Source organism: Providencia sp. PROV261 (genome assembly GCF_028477945.1).
Classification (GTDB): Bacteria; Pseudomonadota; Gammaproteobacteria; order Enterobacterales; family Enterobacteriaceae; genus Providencia; species Providencia stuartii.
Window position 1 is genome coordinate 170185 of the sequence record NZ_JAMPMC010000006.1, and the last position, 18559, is coordinate 188743.

The 18559-nt window shown below is 37.9% G+C and carries 14 protein-coding genes; 8 read left to right on the plus strand and 6 right to left on the minus strand.

Annotated features, from left to right (window positions below; all coding sequences use genetic code 11):
- Positions 1-225: 225 nt before the first annotated feature.
- The 7 genes from nrfA (at position 226) to PR675_RS05010 (ending at position 7539) form a co-directional block, all read left to right on the plus strand.
- Entirely contained in the window at positions 226-1662 is a 1437-nt protein-coding gene (gene nrfA / locus PR675_RS04980) for an ammonia-forming nitrite reductase cytochrome c552 subunit (RefSeq protein ID WP_041705038.1), read from the plus strand.
- Positions 1663-1707: 45 nt separating this feature from the next.
- Complete coding sequence (nrfB, locus tag PR675_RS04985; protein ID WP_004922230.1) at positions 1708-2274, plus strand: cytochrome c nitrite reductase pentaheme subunit; 567 nt, start codon at positions 1708-1710, stop codon at positions 2272-2274.
- Positions 2271-2942: a cytochrome c nitrite reductase Fe-S protein gene (gene nrfC, locus PR675_RS04990; RefSeq protein WP_004922233.1), complete on the plus strand. Its 672-nt coding sequence runs from the start codon at positions 2271-2273 to the stop codon at positions 2940-2942. The genes nrfB and nrfC overlap by 4 nt, the downstream gene beginning before the upstream one ends.
- Positions 2939-3895: a cytochrome c nitrite reductase subunit NrfD gene (gene nrfD / locus PR675_RS04995; protein ID WP_004922237.1), complete on the plus strand. Its 957-nt coding sequence runs from the start codon at positions 2939-2941 to the stop codon at positions 3893-3895. Before nrfC ends, nrfD begins: the two co-directional genes overlap by 4 nt.
- A 21-nt stretch (positions 3896-3916) precedes the next feature.
- Positions 3917-5797 carry a heme lyase CcmF/NrfE family subunit gene (locus tag PR675_RS05000; protein WP_060560847.1) on the plus strand — a complete coding sequence of 627 codons (1881 nt, stop codon included), beginning with the start codon at positions 3917-3919 and terminating at the stop codon, positions 5795-5797.
- Positions 5790-6887: a heme lyase NrfEFG subunit NrfF gene (nrfF, locus tag PR675_RS05005; protein WP_060560846.1), complete on the plus strand. Its 1098-nt coding sequence runs from the start codon at positions 5790-5792 to the stop codon at positions 6885-6887. The genes PR675_RS05000 and nrfF overlap by 8 nt, the downstream gene beginning before the upstream one ends.
- 235 nt (positions 6888-7122) lie before the next feature.
- A complete protein-coding gene (locus tag PR675_RS05010) occupies positions 7123-7539 on the plus strand; it encodes a hypothetical protein (protein ID WP_004922246.1) in 417 nt (138 codons plus the stop codon).
- Positions 7540-8327: 788 nt separating this feature from the next.
- Here the strand turns inward: PR675_RS05010 and ascB are convergent.
- The 3 genes from ascB to PR675_RS05025 form a co-directional block, all read right to left on the minus strand.
- Positions 8328-9758 carry a 6-phospho-beta-glucosidase gene (gene ascB / locus PR675_RS05015; RefSeq protein ID WP_060560845.1) on the minus strand — a complete coding sequence of 477 codons (1431 nt, stop codon included), beginning with the start codon at positions 9756-9758 and terminating at the stop codon, positions 8328-8330.
- A gap of 2328 nt (positions 9759-12086) precedes the next feature.
- Positions 12087-13502, minus strand: coding sequence for an NAD(P)/FAD-dependent oxidoreductase (locus tag PR675_RS05020; RefSeq protein ID WP_004922269.1), 1416 nt, complete (start codon positions 13500-13502; stop codon positions 12087-12089).
- Positions 13503-14560: 1058 nt separating this feature from the next.
- Positions 14561-15133 (minus strand): hypothetical protein, encoded by a 573-nt coding sequence (locus PR675_RS05025; RefSeq protein ID WP_014656465.1) that lies wholly within the window; start codon positions 15131-15133, stop codon positions 14561-14563.
- Between the two features lie 1017 nt (positions 15134-16150).
- Between PR675_RS05025 and PR675_RS05030 the strand changes: the two genes are divergently transcribed.
- A complete protein-coding gene (locus PR675_RS05030; protein ID WP_004922279.1) occupies positions 16151-16483 on the plus strand; it encodes a hypothetical protein in 333 nt (110 codons plus the stop codon).
- A 167-nt stretch (positions 16484-16650) separates the two neighbouring features.
- On the opposite strand, the gene lpxL is transcribed toward PR675_RS05030, so the two are convergent.
- The 3 genes from lpxL to PR675_RS05045 form a co-directional block, all read right to left on the minus strand.
- Positions 16651-17574, minus strand: coding sequence for an LpxL/LpxP family Kdo(2)-lipid IV(A) lauroyl/palmitoleoyl acyltransferase (gene lpxL, locus PR675_RS05035; protein ID WP_040132273.1), 924 nt, complete (start codon positions 17572-17574; stop codon positions 16651-16653).
- 277 nt (positions 17575-17851) lie between these two features.
- Positions 17852-18172 (minus strand): hypothetical protein, encoded by a 321-nt coding sequence (locus tag PR675_RS05040; protein WP_060560844.1) that lies wholly within the window; start codon positions 18170-18172, stop codon positions 17852-17854.
- Complete coding sequence (locus PR675_RS05045) at positions 18173-18520, minus strand: hypothetical protein (protein ID WP_014656468.1); 348 nt, start codon at positions 18518-18520, stop codon at positions 18173-18175.
- Positions 18521-18559 lie beyond the last annotated feature (39 nt).

The following is an 18559-nucleotide window of genomic DNA, read 5'->3' on the forward strand; positions in this document are numbered from 1 at the left end:
ATGTTTTCTTTCCTAATTTACATTCACGATTCGATATTAATCACATTATTTTAATGACATTTCTTTTAGTAAATTTAGCTTTGATCGAAAACAATATTTTAAGTGTGGTTATTTGTTAGAGCTATTCCTTGAGCATGTCATGATGGCATCAAAACCTATGCCATCACCTATAAATAATAATATCACAGCCAATGGGATGGCTGGCTTATATCACTCGAGGCCCTTATGGCAAAGATAATCAACAGGACTTTGTACTTACTCAGTTTGGTGGCTGGGATATGGTTGTTAACCCCTGCTGTTCATGCGCAAACTGCATCAAAGGAAGCATCATCAACAATAAATACTAAAAATGAATCCTTTGCTCAGGCTCACCCTGATCAATATCACTCGTGGCGTGCAACATCCGAACAATCACAACGTGAAGATGCGCTGGCAGAAGACCCCCGGTTGGTGATCCTATGGGCTGGCTACCCTTTTTCACGTGATTACAACAAGCCTCGAGGCCATGCTTATGCTTTAATTGACGTACGAGAAACACTACGTACTGGTGCACCGAAAGATGCACAAGATGGCCCTCTCCCTATGGCTTGTTGGAGCTGTAAAAGCCCAGATGTCGCCAGACTTATCCAAGAGCAAGGGGAAGATGAATATTTCCACGGTAAATGGGCTAAAGGTGGGCCTGAAATTGTTAACGTACTAGGGTGTGCTGACTGCCACAAAACCGACTCTCCAGAATTCGCGCAAGGCCAGCCCGCTTTAACACTCACCCGTCCTTATGCCGCTCGAGCCATGGAAGCGATTGGTAAACCCTTCGATAAAGCCAGTCGTTTTGATCAGCAATCTATGGTGTGTGGGCAATGCCACGTTGAGTACTACTTTGCAGGGGAAAATAAATCCGTCAAATTCCCTTGGGATAACGGTACGAAAGTGGAGGATATGGAAGTCTATTATGACAATATCGCCTTCTCTGACTGGACAAACTCACTGTCGAAAGCCCCTATGTTAAAAGCACAGCACCCAGAGTATGAAACATGGAGTGCGGGGATCCACGGTAAAAACAACGTGACCTGTATCGACTGCCACATGCCTAAATTACAAAATGAAAAAGGCGAGCTCTACACCAGCCATAAGATAGGTAATCCATTCGATAATTTCGAACAAACCTGTCGTAACTGCCATACCCAAAGCAAGCAAGAGCTACAAGCTGTCGTTGCCGAGCGCAAACAAGCTATCCAAGAGATGAAAATCAAAGTGGAAGATCAACTTGTTCATGCCCATTTTGAAGCTAAAGCAGCTTGGGATGCAGGGGCAACCGAAAAAGAGATGGCGCCCATTTTAGCTGATATTCGCCATGCACAATGGCGCTGGGATTTAGCTATTGCATCTCATGGTATTCATATGCACGCACCAGAGGAAGGCTTGCGCATGCTCGGTGGCGCAATGAACAAAGCTGCTGATGCTCGCACCAAACTCGTTCGTCTATTAGGTGCTAAAGGCATTACACATGAAATTGCTATTCCAGACATTTCAACCAAAGAAAAAGCGCAACAAGCAATTGGTCTGGATATGCAAAAAATCAACGCTGAAAAACAAGAGTTTTTGAAAACTGTCGTGCCCGAATGGGATGCGCAAGCTCGTAAAAACAACCTGTTAAGCCAATAACCGTGATCCGCCTCATACAGAGGCGGTATAACCAATGGAGTTAATATGAGCGTACTACGTTCGTTATTCACTGCTGGGGGGCTGGCATTAGGCTTGTTATGGAGCATTGCAGCCTCTACTGCGACACCTCCCGCGACAGAGACGGGTGAACGTTGGGTTGTTACTCAGCAACGTAACCCAGATGCAGCCTGTTTGGATTGTCATAAACCCGACAAAGAAGGTATGCATGGCACTCACGCATCGGTCATTAACCCTAATAATAACCTTCCCGTTACCTGTACCAACTGCCATGGTAACCCAGGCCCTCATCACCGTGAGGGGGCTAAAGATGTGATGCGGTTTAACCACCCTATGTATAGCGTGGAGCAACAAAATAGTGTCTGTATGTCATGTCACTTACCCGAACAGCTACAAAAAGCGTTTTGGCCACACGATGTTCATGTGACTAAAGTTGCCTGTGCCAGTTGCCATGATCTGCATCCAAAACAAGATACGATGAAAACACTTAATGACAAAGGTCGCGTAAAAATTTGTGTTGATTGTCACTCAGACCAACGTAATAACCCTGACTTCAATCCAGCGGCGGTAAAATTGCTTAAGGAGCAGCCATGAGTTGTTCGCGTCGTCAGTTTATTATTTATGCAGGAGCCTTGGCGGCGTCAGGAGGTGCGACACTCCATAGCCTCGCAAATACGATGAAAGTGGATGGCGTACGTTACGGCATGATCCACGATGAAACCTTATGCATAGGTTGTACTGCTTGTATGGATGCCTGTCGAGAAGTCAACCAAGTCCCGGAAGGGGTTTCTCGGCTAACCATTATTCGCAGCGAGCCAATTGGTCACTTCCCAGATATCAAATATCGCTTTTTCCGGCATTCATGTCAGCACTGTGAGCATGCACCTTGTGTCGATGTTTGCCCAACGGGCGCATCATTTATTGATAAAACGACAGGGATTGTCGATGTTAACCCAGACCTATGTGTTGGTTGCCAATATTGTATTGCGGCTTGCCCTTACAGAGTAAGATTCATTCACCCAGTCAATAAAACTGCCGACAAATGCGATTTTTGCCGAAAAACAAACTTGAAAAAAGGTAAACAACCGGCTTGTGTCGAAGCCTGTCCAACCAAGGCATTGGTCTTTGGCAATCTGGATGATCCTAACAGTGATATTTCTCTTATGTTGCGTCAAAAAACCACGTATCGCTATAAAATAGCCCTCGGTACTCGCCCCAAAATGTACCGAGTTCCGTTCAAATATGGGGAGGTTAGCCAATGACAACTGCTTCTGCTTTCCATTTTGAATCTTTAGTTTGGGATTGGCCCATTGCCGTTTACCTCTTTCTAATTGGTATTTCAGCAGGGTTAGTGGTGCTTGCCGTGCTATTGCGTCAATATTATCCGTCTGAAGCAACCAGTAAGAGCACACTAATGAGAGCCACTCTATTTCTGGCACCGACGACCGTTATTTTGGGATTACTCATTTTAATTTTCCATTTAACACGCCCATGGACCTTTTGGAAATTGATGTTCCACTACAGTCCGACCTCCGTCATGTCGATGGGGGTTATGCTCTTCCAAGTCTACATGGTGGTACTCGTTGTCTGGTTAGCTAAAGTTTTCGAAACTGAACTGGTCGCAATACAGCAAAAATGGCTACCGCGTTTTGGCTTTATTCGCTCACTATTAAATTTATTCACACCCGCTATACGCGCCATTGAAATCACCATGCTCGTACTGGCGGTATTATTAGGGGCTTATACCGGTTTTTTACTTTCCGCGTTAAAATCCTATCCATTCTTAAATAACCCTATCTTACCTGCTCTCTTTCTCTTTTCAGGGATCTCATCGGGGCTTGCCGTCGCGCTCATTGCTTTAGCATTGCGCTATCGCCAAAATGTCCATAACCCAGAAGCGCATTTTCTACATCGCGTTGAAGGCTTTGTCGTTTGGCTGGAAATTTTCTTATTAGCGGCTTTCTTTGTCGGTTTAGCATTAGGGGATGATGGCAAAATGCGCGCGCTTATCGCAGCACTTGGTGGAGGCTTTTGGACTTGGTGGTTTTGGATTGGTGTGGTTGGCATTGGTTTTATGATCCCACTGGCCTTGAAAAAATGGGTCAATAATAGCCAAAGTGCCGCCCGAGTGGTTTTTGTCAGTAGTGCGAGTTTGGTTGGGGTCTTTTTATTACGTTTCTTTGTCCTTTATGCAGGGCAATTAACGGTCGCTTAATTAACACAAACAAGGTGCTCATTGGAACTTATACTCCCTGAAATCGGGTTTATTAGCTTGCTGTTAACACTCTGCATAACCAATTTTCATGCCTTGTTTGGGTTGGTTAGTACCTACAAACACACCCAAAAATCACGCTTACTTGGGGTTTATTGGTCTACTCTGCAATTTATATTTCTCGTTATTGCGTTTCTTTGCCTAACTATTTCCTTTATTCAAAGTGACTTTTCGGTGGTATATGTTGCTCAACATAGCCACCGTTTATCCCCTTTATTAATAAAAATAGCGGCGGTTTGGGGTGGGCATGAAGGTTCACTCCTTCTTTGGGTGCTTTTACTGTCGACTTGGCATCTGTTATTCGCTTGGCGCTATCGCAAACAAGATCACCCCTTTTTTGCTTTAACCTTAGCTATTCTTGCCGCAATGAGCGCAGCGCTACTTTGGTTTATCGTGCTCTATTCAGACCCTTTTATGCGGATCTTTCCGCCCGCGATTGAAGGTCGCGACCTCAACCCAATGTTGCAACATTGGGGGCTTATTTTACATCCTCCGCTACTTTACTTGGGTTATAGCGGCTTGATGGTCGTCACATCATGCGTTTTGGCTTCGCTGATTGCTGGAAATTTCAGCCAAACTATTGCATGGGTTTGTTGGCGTTGGGCCGTACCAAGTTGGTGCATACTTACCATGGGGATCACGCTAGGCTCATGGTGGGCCTATAGCGAATTAGGATGGGGCGGTTGGTGGTTTTGGGATCCTGTCGAGAATGCCTCACTGTTGCCTTGGCTAGCGGCAACCGCCCTACTACACAGTTTAGCGGCTTCGCGAAAACAGGGAAGTTACCGCCATTGGTCGATGATCTTAGCCATAGTCACATTTATTTTATCATTACTTGGCACGCTTATTGTTCGTTCGGGCATACTCGTGTCAGTCCATGCATTTGCCCTAGATAATGTTCGTGCAATACCATTATTTTTATTATTTATTAGCATGAGCATCGTCGCCTTACTTATTTATGGTTGTAAGGCGAAACCCGCAGTATCAGCCTCTAAACGGGCATTAACCCTACGCGAAATCTATTTACAGATGACATTGATTTTATTTGTGGTTGTCCTGTTTATTGTGTTAGTCGGCACGCTATATCCCATGCTCTACAGCCTACTTGGGTGGGGAAAGATATCAGTCGGAGCGCCTTATTTTAACCAAACATTACTGCCTTTTGGCTTAATTATGCTGATGGTTATCGGCGCTTGGGCCGTGGGGAGCCTCAAATCATCTACCCGCTCTTTTTTCCGTTGGCGTTTGTCTGTTAGCATCATTGCCGCTGTAATCGCCCTACTTTTGCGATGGAGTGATGCTAAATTTATCGCGAGCGCAACGGCTATAATGGTTGGCTTACTGTTGCTATTATGGCTACGCCCTCTCAATGAAATACAGAAGCGACTAGCCTCATTACTTGCACACACTGGCGTGATTATTTTTGCCACTGGTATTGCTTTTTCTACTGTAAGCAAACAAGAAATCAGTGCCAATATGACGGTTAATCACACCGTTTCACTCGCCGGTTATCAATTTAATTTCAAGCAATTACAGTTGGATACTCAATCCAATTACACCACTGAAAAAGCGCTCATTGCCGTTTATCAAAAAGATACATTTATTACACACCTTGAGACTGAACGTCGATTTTATACCGCTCGCCAACAGATAATGATTGAACCTGGTATGCACTGGGGATGGATGCGAAATTGGTACGCCGTATTAGGTGAAAAGACGGGAAATAACCGCTATGCGCTACGATTCTATGTGCAAGATGGTATCCAGTGGATCTGGGGAGGGGCTTTTATCATGTGCATCGGTCTCTTTATTGGGTGGTTTAAAGGGCGAAGTCAGCATGAATAAACTCTTGCATTATGTTGTTCTAACGTTATTACTTATGGCGACGAATATAGCCAAAGCCGACATTGTGGATACTTGGCAATTTGCTACCGCAGAACAGCAAACAACTTCATTACAAATTGCGGCTCAATTACGCTGCCCTCAGTGCCAAAATCAAAACCTGCTCGAATCCAATGCCCCTACCGCTGTCAGTATGCGCCATCAAGTGTATAAAATGGTAGCGGAAGGGAAAACTGAAGCTGAAATACGCTCTTATATGACCGAGCGATACGGTGATTTTGTACTCTACAATCCGCCATTACACATGGGAACCATTGTACTCTGGAGCCTGCCTTTTATCGGATTCATCTTTGTCATCGCCCTGCTCTATTATTTAATAAAAAAAAGAGCCTCAGTACCGCGAACAAATCAACATAATTCAACGGAAGCTACCATTACTCCGACGTCTAAGCTGTCCATACAATTAACTCATGAAATTCCATCACAGCACGCCGAAGTGAAGCGCAACGATACCCTTTCTTATTATGCTATCCATTTATGCGTAGCTCTATTACTGCTCCTTACAATAGCAGGGTATTTTTTTCTACCGCGCTTTAGCGCCACTTATCATGAATACCAGCGCATCTCAGACCCATTACATATATTGCCCCCACTACAGCAACAACAAAGCGATCTGATACGCTTACAAAATAATATTCGACAATCCCCCCAAAATGGTGACCTTTGGGCAATCCTCGGTGAATATTATTTATATCAAAATAGCTATGACAATGCCTTGATTGCCTATAACCAAGCACTTAAATATACAGGAGAAAACGCGCAACTTTATTCAGCTATCGCGACTGTGCTCTATTATCAAGCGGGGCAACAGATGACTGAAGATACAATGCAAGTAATAGAGCATGCATTATCCATTGATAAACATGAAGTGACCGCTTTAATGCTATTAGCCTCAGACGCCTTTATGCACGCCAACTATGAAAAAGCCATTAGCCTATGGCAACAACTACTCGATAGTAATAGCCCTAGAATTAATCGTTCACAATTAATAGAAGCGATAAATATGGCCACAATAATGAAAAATAATCATTAAATCATTTTTTGATTATTTTTCATTTAAAGTACATACACGTCATCAATAAAAAACTTAAAATAACAATAACTATTCAAATAAACTTAACATAACAATTTATTATTAATTGTAACCCTTTGTCTTTAATTGACTATTGTTATTTCATCCCCATATAAACACGCCTATGCTTATGCTACCTTAATATCGCCTAATTCTAAAATTACTACTATTATTCAAATATAAAAAGAGTAACTTCATGAAAAAGAATATATTTTCATATTTAATTATTGCTCTTATCGCAGGCGGCTCATTTGTTGCTGGCATGATGGCAAATTATACCCCTGATCTGGATATCGTTAAAAAATCACAAAAAGCAGTGGAGGATTTCCTTACATTTCCCGAAACCGCCGAATATAAAAATGTTCATTACTATGAAATTCGGCAAACACTCGATCACGGAATACTTGGTTATGTATGTGGTGAGGTACTCGTTTTTAAAAGCGAAAATTCCTTTGGCTATAAACGATTCCTCGTCAAAACATATATGCACCAAGATGGAAGAAATGTCGTTTCTATCCCTTTAATTGAACGTTCTGGAAATATTTTTCCTAACGACAACTTCAACATCATCTGGGATCAATTTTGCCGTGAACAATCTGATAAGAAAGAATAATCTCTTTTGACGCCTGTAGTATGCAACTTAACCTTTATCAGCTCACCTTTTTGGCTTAGTAATAAATCACTCTTAATAAACCAGCACGCCCTCTTTTCTTCAACCCATTGATGAATATTGTTAATCTCCTTCAATTCATGTCTATTTATTACATAAGCCAAAAAGCCAATCTATTGAATACACAAGAAAATTTTACATAAGCAATATTAATATCTTTAAAAATATTAACACTTGACGTGTGTTTTGATACACAGTTCACATTTTTATCATCGGATTTATACGGTACATTAGTGTCAAGTCAAACGAAGGGAGAGATATCTCATCATTGAGGAATAAAAATTAATGTTGATGTTCTTTAATCACATTAACCAGTATCAATGTCGTTACACCATAAAATAGTAAATAATAATATTCGCAAAAATAAAAGTATAATATTTAACCAGTTGAATACTGAATTCTAATACCAGGGAATTTATTAGTACCAGTGTTATATCATTTCCTATCTGATATAGCGCGTAACAAAATATTACGCTTGTAATATAAAATAACATGCTAAGTTGAATACTTAAGTTATTATCATATAAACATTATATATTTAAGCTATGTATCAACGAAAAGCTAAGATATTTATTAAAAACTAACGTCTTCATCATGTACGTAGATATGCTATAGTACCGATTGCATAATTATAATATCGCTGTAAAGAACAAATCATGTAGTAGTGATTTCATTCAGTTAGAGTCCCTAAAGGGACTCTTTTTTTTATGTTTTAATATGGAAAAAAGCCATTAATACAAATCATTACCATGGCTTGCTATCACTTTTTTATACCACCAAAAAGATTTTTTACGTATCCTTGTTAGTGAGCCAGCTCCCTGATCATCCTTATCAACATACACAAAACCATATCGTTTACTCATTTCGCCTGTTGAAGCAGAGACTAAATCAATACATCCCCATGAAATATATCCCATAATGGGGATACCATCAGCGATAGCATCACCTAAAGCTTGAATGTGTGAACGATGGTAATCGATTCGATAATCATCAATAATTTCACCATCCTCATTTAACTTATCATGCGCCCCCAAACCATTTTCTACTAGAAATAATGGTTTTTGATAGCGATCATAGAGCATGTTTGCGGTTAATCTTAAACCGAGAGGGTCAATTCCCCACCCCCACTCACTCTGTTTTATATACGGAGAGCTTAAAGATTGTGCAGCATTAATCGACGGGTTTGTACCATCCCCCATATCCGCCGAGGCACAACGAGAGGCATAATAACTAAACGAAACAAAATCGACGGTATTTTTAAGGATTTGTTCGTCCTCTTCCGTGACCAGAAGTGTCACCTTGTTTTCACGAAAAATACGTTGCGCATAGGCGGGATAATATCCACGCACCTGTACATCAATAAAAAACAAGTTTTCACGATCTTTTTCCATTGCCGCCCATACATCTTCTGGTTTAGGCGACCAAGGGTAATATCCACCACCTGCAAGCATACAGCCAACTTGGTTTTGAGCATTGACTTCGTGGGCTATTTTTGTCGCTAATGCGCTAGCAACTAATTGATGATGAGCGGCTTGATATTTAACTTGTTCGCTATTTTCCCCCGCTTCAAAGACTAACCCTGATGATGAAAACGGCGTATGCAATAGCAAATTAATTTCATTAAATGTCAGCCAATATTTCACTATCCCATCAAATGCTTCAAAGCAGGCTTTGGCATAGGTCACAAAAAAATCAATCATCTTCCGGTCACGCCATGAGCCATACTCAGTGACCAAATGCATCGGAACATCAAAATGGCACAAGGTTACTAGCGGTTCAATATGATATTTTTTGCATTCATTAAATAAGTCGAGATAATAGGCGATACCTTCTGGGTTTGGAGTGACTTCATCCCCACGCGGAAATAAACGGCTCCATGCAATCGATGTGCGAAACACCGAAAATCCCATTTCTGCCATTAGCGCAATATCACGCTTGTATTGATGATAAAAATCAATTGCCAAATGGCTTGGGTAATATTCATCATCTCGTAATTTAAAACGTTTTTCGATCCCCATTTTTACCGGATGCCTGTTAGCTCCATAAGGAATAACATCTGCAATACTGAGTCCTTTCCCCCCTTCAAAACAAGCCCCCTCCGCTTGATTTGCCGCTATTGCACCACCCCACAGAAAATCTTGAGGAAATAGAGATCCTGGCATAATTACCCTCATTCAATAGTGAAAAAATTATTTACTTTCTGGTTAACAAAAATTTTTTATATTTCTTTGGCGATACTGTTTTTGTTTAATCTTACCTATTAATTATTTATTGATAATTAATGACGGTAATATCTATTAACTCCCTATTAATCATCTTTATTAATCACAAAATCAGTAGAAACCATTGCGGTAACAGCCACAACTATCCGTCGATTAAAGATAAAAACAATGCCATTTTGAATAGTAATTATTTTTTGTGATGCACCACACACAATAAAAAACCACACACGCAATAAAGCGCTATGCCACATCATTCATATCGATAAAATAATAATCATTTGATTGATTATTTTATTTACAATATTTATCTATAAGGGGGGAGTTTTGTTAGAGAATAATGTTTTTATTGATAGGATAAATTAAAAAAAGCGTTATAACCACAAAAACCCAATACTATCAATTAGTTAACAATCATTTTTTACTTGCTTTACTAAATACCACTATCGTTTTTTGATCATTAAAATAGTGGTTTCAAGCAGTAAGGTGATTAAATCATAAAAGATAGCAACAAGGTGCCCATACTCTCAATCATGTTTTCCTGGCAGAAATACTCCAATGGGTTAAAAATCATATTTATGGTATTGATAATGGAATAACCTAGTAGGTCAGTTATATCAACTGTTGGCATACTCATTCCTCATTTTGATGGCTCTCAGCAGGATAAATAATCCAATTAAAACTATCAATCAGAATCGTGTTAAAACTCATCTATTAAATACACCACCTATTTATCCCCTTTGTCAATATTATGTGATGACTAAAATACAATCGATAAGCTAAAAAATGTTTTCACTGCCTTTAAATGAAAACATGCTAAATCGCCCAATAACCCTAACTTATCTTAAATTTATCGATATCAAATCGTGATTATTACCTGACGTTTTAATTATAATAGCATCACAATATAATTAAATCACCTATATAGTGGTTAATAGAATGCTTATTTAGAATACGCGAGATATTTTATTAAAAGAATAAAATTGTGAAGTCGATCAATCTGAAAACCACTATAAAAAAGTTAAGTATTAACACTTAACCTTATTTCCACACCAACTTAATCATTGATGTTTTAATAATAATTCCAGCATGAAATATTCTTATTAGAAAGGATAAGAATAAAAAATAACCCATTCAAATCAATCAGATGAAAACAACATCCATTGCCTTTTATATCTCTTTATTATTTTAATTTAAATATTTCATCGTAATAATAAATTTTATAAATTACTTTTTACGGCCCTGCGTTAAAAAAAGATAAAAATCAGCCAGTTTGATAATTTGGTGTAATATTAAATAGCACAAATAGCTAATAAAAACTTCAATAATTTATTTAAATCATATACACTCAGCATGAAACGATAAAAAGGAATTGTTATGTTTAGATTTTTTGAAACATTTTTTAATGAGCTGTCCAATATAATGACTGCAAATAGCCGACGTATCATTGTGACAATCTTAGCTGTCGCAACGATTTCAACAACAGTAACCATGGAGTCTATCAACATCTATTTTATAGCCGCATTTATATTTATTAGTTTTTCACTATATCTACCTGAAATATATAAATTTATAATGAACAGGGTAAACTAAGTAACGTTGAATACATTGAGCTATAACATTTGACTTTGTCTTTTTAACAACACACATGCACCTGTTTTTGCCGTTAGTTGATTAAAAATTACGTATTAGCACCTAATTCACTTTTTACCATAAATCAAAAGAGCAATACGTAATCAGTAAAAATAACTACCAATAGTCACTAATCACATCAGCAAAGATAAAAGCCTGCGTATTGTTATCCTTAAAGTCAGAGTAAATACCTACGACCCGCCTTAAATACAGTTAGCTTCATTTGTAATGATGCTCAATCGCTGTTTCTTCCTTTAAATACCTATTAACCATGGCTGCTTTGTCACCTCACTTTCTATATCTTACGACAACCAATCAACCAATATAAATTTCTACCATCATGGTACATCACCGTATTACTACAGCTTCAAAAAGTAACTGTATCCGTTAGCGTAAATACAATCATTCCTTTCTGCATAGAAAGAGATAAGAAATTAAATGGCCCCATTAAAGGATTAATATATTTTGTATTTTCCTTTACACGAATGAGATGACTCCCCTCCTGCATGGATTCTCGAATGCGCTAATAGCGGCCTTATTTAGCATTAGCATGAGGGAATAGATTGCAGAAAGCAAAAAATGCCCTCACAAGGAGGGCTGTTATCAAATATGGGTCGGATAACTTAAAATCGATTTAATCTAAAATCTGTAAAGGCTAAATGGTTTCACATCCAATGAAGGTTCTTTACCTAACAGTAGATCTGCCGTGATTTCAGAAGAAACAGGGCTTTCTGTCATACCCCAACCTGTCGCGGTGTTAATCACCAGACCTGGATATTCATTAACTTGAGAAATGATAGGATTCTCATCTGGTGCTATCGCCATCGCACCACTCCACTGGTCGATAAGTTTAGAGTCTTTAAATGCAGGGAACTCTGCTTTCAATTTCTCTAATGAAGAATTTAGCTCAGGAATATCTGGCAGTGCGGTCATATTCCTATTTTTCTCAAACGGAGAAACTTCGTCTAGCTCCCAGTGTGTCGGTTGTGTAAATGAATTAATTAACTGTTCATTTAATGAAATGTGTACTGGGAAATCTGGCATTGATAGCAATGGCAGATATTTATAACCATAGATAAATGATTCTTTTACGACTGGAGCAACGATCACACGAGGCGAAGTCGCATAGGTGCCATCAGCTTGCTCACGGAAGAAAATGTTACCTGGTAAAGCGACGTTACCACCCGGTGCAGTAGGTGAACCACTGATCAATTGCTGAGATTGGTAAGCCGGTAATGTTGGTACGTCAACATTCAGATTTTGCATGAACAGTCTAGACCATACACCGCCAGCAACAACCACTCTAGAAGTTTTAATCGCACCTTTTTCTGTCACAACATCAGAAATTGCACCCGCTTGAGTTTCTAAGCCTCTTGCAGCACAGTTTGTGTAGATCTTAACCCCAATTTTTTTAGCGTATTCCGCCATAACAAAGGTTGCAATCTCAGCATCTAGGCTACCTGAGTCTTCTTCAAAACCGGCGATTGTCCAATTTGATGTAGCTCCACGAAGGCGCTGATTTAATTCATCACCTTCAATAATTCTAGTTTTGAATGGAATATCTGAACCGACATTCTTACTTCTTGTATCAATCCATTTTCTGACGTGATCTAAATCTTCTTCATCAAGAGGAACTTCTACGCGCCCTTGAGTACGATAGCTAGTATCGACACCCACTTTCGCATTCATTTCTCTCCAACGCTGTTTACCAATATGATGAAGCAGGAATGTCTCATCAGGCATTTTGTAAGTAATGACTTGGCCATAGAATCTAGAAGATTGTTCGCCAGCAATATTCCCCTTCTCAACGATTACAACAGACAAGCCGCGTTCAACAAGATTGATAGCGGTCATAATACCTAAAATACCAGCACCAATCACAACAACGTCAGCTTGCTTAGGTAGAGGACCTGCGGTTCCTTCAACAAACCCATGTCTCGGTGTGCCAGGAACAAATCTACCTTCTCGAGTTAACATCGGGGTTAAAATTCCCGCCCCACCAGCCACGGCTACAACAGCCCCGCCGATAAGAAACTTTCTTCTAGTTATTGCCATTTTAAAACATTTCCTTTTATCAAATGAACGTCAGTATCTAAATAATAAGATCATCATTTAATTTTTATTTGTAACGTAATTGTATTCTAATTTAGATTAAAATTAAATTTATTTGTTAAAAATTATTTTTAATGAATGTTTATTCATAAAATAAAAATAGAATATTAACTAAATAAAACTGAATACTTTTTAGACAAATAGCAATGCAAAACCCCTATTCTATCAATATCGGAACTTCTGCAAGATATAATATATTTAGCGCTAACAGAAAAATGACAAGTCACTATAAATGAATAGTTATTTTCATTATTTAAAAGAAAAACACTTGGTCGCTAGGGAGAATTTGTAACATCTGTAGGAAAATTAACCTATCGTAGACCTACGATTTGGGCAATATTAAAGCTAACAGGATACGTTATTTTACTTAAGTATTTTATCAATTCATTTTTAGCTTAATATATCAATGACCATTTAAAAAAGGGGGACTCTTGAATCACTCTTACGGATATTATTGACCACTTATTAATTAAGGTCTTTTTATGCCATCGCACTTTACTCTCTATTATTTTAAGATTAAATTTCACACTAAAATTAACCTTATTCTTTGAGCTGTTATGACGAGACTATTCATGTTAGTGAAAGCTATTTAATGGTTATCTCATATCTCACCACAATTTAACCTACAGTGGTTACGTATTGTATTATCAGCACCTAGACCCCGACTTTCTTCGAATCAAAGAATAAATCATATTGATATAAAACTGGGAGCTAGAACAAATAATAGGCGCCCTTTGTCAACCTTTTCCCACTCATTCATTTTCATTGCTAGCCCTAGCTTTGTCGGTATTTCCCTTTCAAGGCTGATCAAAAAAATCATGCTTAAAAATAAGGTGGTCTAGAGAGGTGCTGATCTGATATCAACTAACTGTGCTATATTCAATTTAGTCTGATATAAAAATCCCCCAGTCCGAGTTAGGAGCTTCCTCCTAACTCATTGGATATAAAATGGTGGCACAACAATAATTCTTTTCGCCTATAAGAAGTGATTGTGATGAAACTTATTTTTTATATTTATTATAAAATTCTTCACCGCACATCACTTTAGTAAAGTCGCTGCCAACGGTCATTACAGATAAAGGCTTAACTTTATCGACATAGATAAAGTGGTTTCTAATCTTATCTTTTTCTTTCACTGGTTTTACTTGACCATTTTCTATTTGGTCAGAGTCATAATTCACACAATACCCAATTGTGTTAGCCGTTTTTTTATCTTTTACCACCATGATTTCATTATATTTAAAACGATAACCTTGGTTGTCTTTAGCTAACTGTTCTTTCGTTTTATCGCTTCTCGCAAAAGGGCTTGATACGCGATATAGAGCATCAGCATATTCAGCATCCATTTTTTTGCTGACAAACTGTTGATCAGCAGAGCTAGCAGAAGCGTAAGTCACACCCTGCTGTGTTGTTTTAATACTATATGCTTCCCATTCCTCTGACTCTTGAACAACTGGGTTGGCGTCGCTCAGAATATTCGCGAATTCACCCCACATATCATTATTTGAGCTACAGCCTGTAACCAACAATGTGGCGGCGCTAAGTACTGTAATTGAGAGAATATGTTTTTTCATTTTTACCCTAAAAGTTAAGATTAATGGTACGCGATAGATTTGTAACCAATGATTTTTAAAGTATTTTCATTGTATCTAGGAAATAAATAATCTGCAAATAGGTGCCTTAATATCAATTACCATTAAATTTATCAGATAAATTAAGCATAGAAACTACAAGGTAATAAACAAACTATCACATCAATTTAATCCGATATTTAAAAATAAAATTTCTATCAATAGCCCTAATGATGGGCACTGAGTTTATATAAAAAGTCGACGGAGGTTGTGATCTATCTCTTTCCTACTCTCGATTTGTTCATCACGACAAAATGAAATTTAAAATAAAAACACACATCATTATTAAGTATTAATAACTAAATTTGTCAGATATATCTTAATTCTCACTTCATTAAAAATAAGAAATATCCTACTCACCAAGAGAATTAAATACTATACTTTGATTTTTATTGTTCGTATGCAGCATACGATAGTCAGTAAAATTAAAGGCTGGACATTCATGTTTTCTCTACGCAGCTACGCATTATATTTTTATATTTTTTCTATCCTCTTTTTTATCGCACCGCTTGTCTATGTCATAATAAATGAAGATAAAAATAACTTACTGACCTTCTTAAGCAGCCTTACAATAATTTTTTATGTTATCGTCTGTATGGCAATATTTTTTTAAATTAAGGTAATTAGCAAAATAAAATTCGCTATTTTTATAGTCTCCTTCTTTGTGCGATACACGTTTTTTAATATTCTTTGCCTTTTCACCTTCTTAAGTCATTTTTCAGTATCGAGGTATTCAGACTAGCCAATGATTAAGCGATAAGTTCAATAACAGCATTTAGTTTCGCCTTAGCCCAGAGGTTAGCCAGCTACCACAGTCACAGCGATCAATTAACGTCACATTTTAAGCAAAGGCTCTGCTTGAGCATGCCAATCTCAGTTAACTCTTATTTAAAATATTACCCCTCTTTTTTATTATCTGACTTATCTCTTACATTGGATTCTTACAAGCAAGGTACGAATATGGGCGTTTCTATTTATTATTCCGCAACAAAAAAGACTCCTTTCAATTTTGAAGAAAAAAATACGTTTGAAACCATGGTAAATCAGTTGAATCAAGCCTTTCCATACAAAGAAGATGCGGAGACTCTCTATTTTTATGAAGAGCCATCAGATCAATTCTTACTACAAGGTTCAACAAAATTACCACTTGATGATGAGTCCATTTTGCTCGAGTCTATCGATTATTGGTTAGATTGTCTTTCGCAATTAACTCTAGCGTTTTCGACAGCACAATGGAGTGTTAGCATCGAAGACTCAGAAGCTACATGGGTTGATGATCATTGGGAAATGTAATATTACGGGTAACCTAGAAATAGGATTATTTGCTATAATTAATTATTCCTATTCCCTCTCTTACCAATAAATACCCTTTATGTTTGAAGTACCGAATAATTAAAAAGACCCAACCAATGCGGGTCTTATATTATAGGGGGAATCCCCTTATCTTGCGTCACCATTTTCTAAATATAGAGAGAAGGCTCCCCATCAGGGCGAGTTTTAAACCTTCTATGCGCCCACAAGTACTGCTCTGGTGCTTTCATTATTTCTTTCTCTAGTACAGAGTTAATTGTCGCGGCATCATGTAGCGCATCGCTAGTTGGGTAATTGACTATTTCTTTCCCTAGCACCAAGTCATAACTAATACCATTACGGTTACGTAGCAGTGTGACAGTTAATGTTGGTGAGTGAGATAATTGAGCAAGCGTTGATGTACCTTTTGACGTTGAAGTATTTTTGACTGAAAAAAACGGAGCAAATACAGTTCCCTTTCGACCAAAATCTTGGTCAGGTGCGAACCAAATGGCCTTGCCACTTTTTAATTCTTGAACCATAAATCTTAAATTTTTACGATCAATCATTCCTTTGCCAGAACGACATCGACCCTTTGTTTGAATATATTCCATTGCTTTGTTGTTATGTGGTCGATACATCGCATTTACAGGAAAGCATAGCCCCATAATTCTGCCACCTAACTCCAGCGACATAAAATGAACCCCAACGATAATTACCCCTTTATTTTTGGCAATGGCTTCTTGATAATTAGATATTCCTTTGACTTGAAAGAGCTTTTTAATTCTTTTATCACTCCAGAACCACGCTATTCCGGTTTCAAATAACGCAATACCTAGCGATCTCAAGTTTTCGATAACTAAATCGTCTATTTCTTTGCGGTTTTTATTTGGAAAACACAATTCTAAGTTTCTTTTTATAATGGAAACTCGTCTTTTAATAAAATACTTCGAATTAACCCCCAAAAATGCACCAAGCCGAACAAGCCATTTATAAGGGAGTTGAACCAATAAAAATAAAATAACAATTCCTAACCATGTTGTAGCGTATTTGGGATGGAGTAACTTTAGGGAGAACAGGTTTTTAGCGTACATATGTATCTCAACACTTCGTCTTTGCGATATGCAATGTAAGTTAGACAGTTATTCTTATTTTTAATTCAAAAATTTCATCAATCCGCCATCGTCTATTTATCCTTTATTTTCAATAAGATAAATGATAGAGAAAAGATATCAATCACTTTGTAATGATTGATTTTATATATCACGCACCTAATGGGTATAAAAGTTTAAATCACCATTTAGCGAAGACATATCAAAAATAGTTAAAAACACTAACTCATCATACCCCTAATAATAGCTATGAGTCTTATCATCTATCAAATTTTCTGCCATTTGTTGATTTTAAATAGGCATATTCACTATAGGGAAGTCTGATAATAATATTATCTTTATCAATAGCGCTTCCTAACATTGTCATTCTACAGAGTAAATTAACCTTGCCGACTCTCTGCATACATAATCCGTCAGGACTTTCAAAAAAACGCATATCACCTTTCTTCCACATAACAACAGTGACACCATCCGGTATTGTGCCTATTGGCTGAACAGTAAAAATTGTCAGCTTATTATATGCAAATACAGATATTGCACTGATTAAAACAATAAATATTATTAGTATTTTCTTTATCATTTAACAGCCTATCATCTCGCCAGTATTTGTTATTGTGCACGTATTCCCTTCGCTATCAGATGTATGGCATCCAGAGCTGTCACACCAACTTTTTATCGAGTATTCATTGCCTTCACTATCAACTGAAAAGACTTCAGATGAACCATCCGCATAGTCTCTTGAGCCAGATGTTATTGAATATGAGTTACCGTCAGTATCATACGATTCAATAATATTATCGCCTTGTGCATTAGTACTCGATCTTGTACATGCTTGATAGGTACTATCACCTATACACTCCTCTGCCATTGCCGCTGTTGATATAAATGCCACAATAAGCGTATAGATTGTTTTATTTAGCAGCTTCATCCTGCCTCACCGATTAATTTTATTATTTAAAGGAATTGC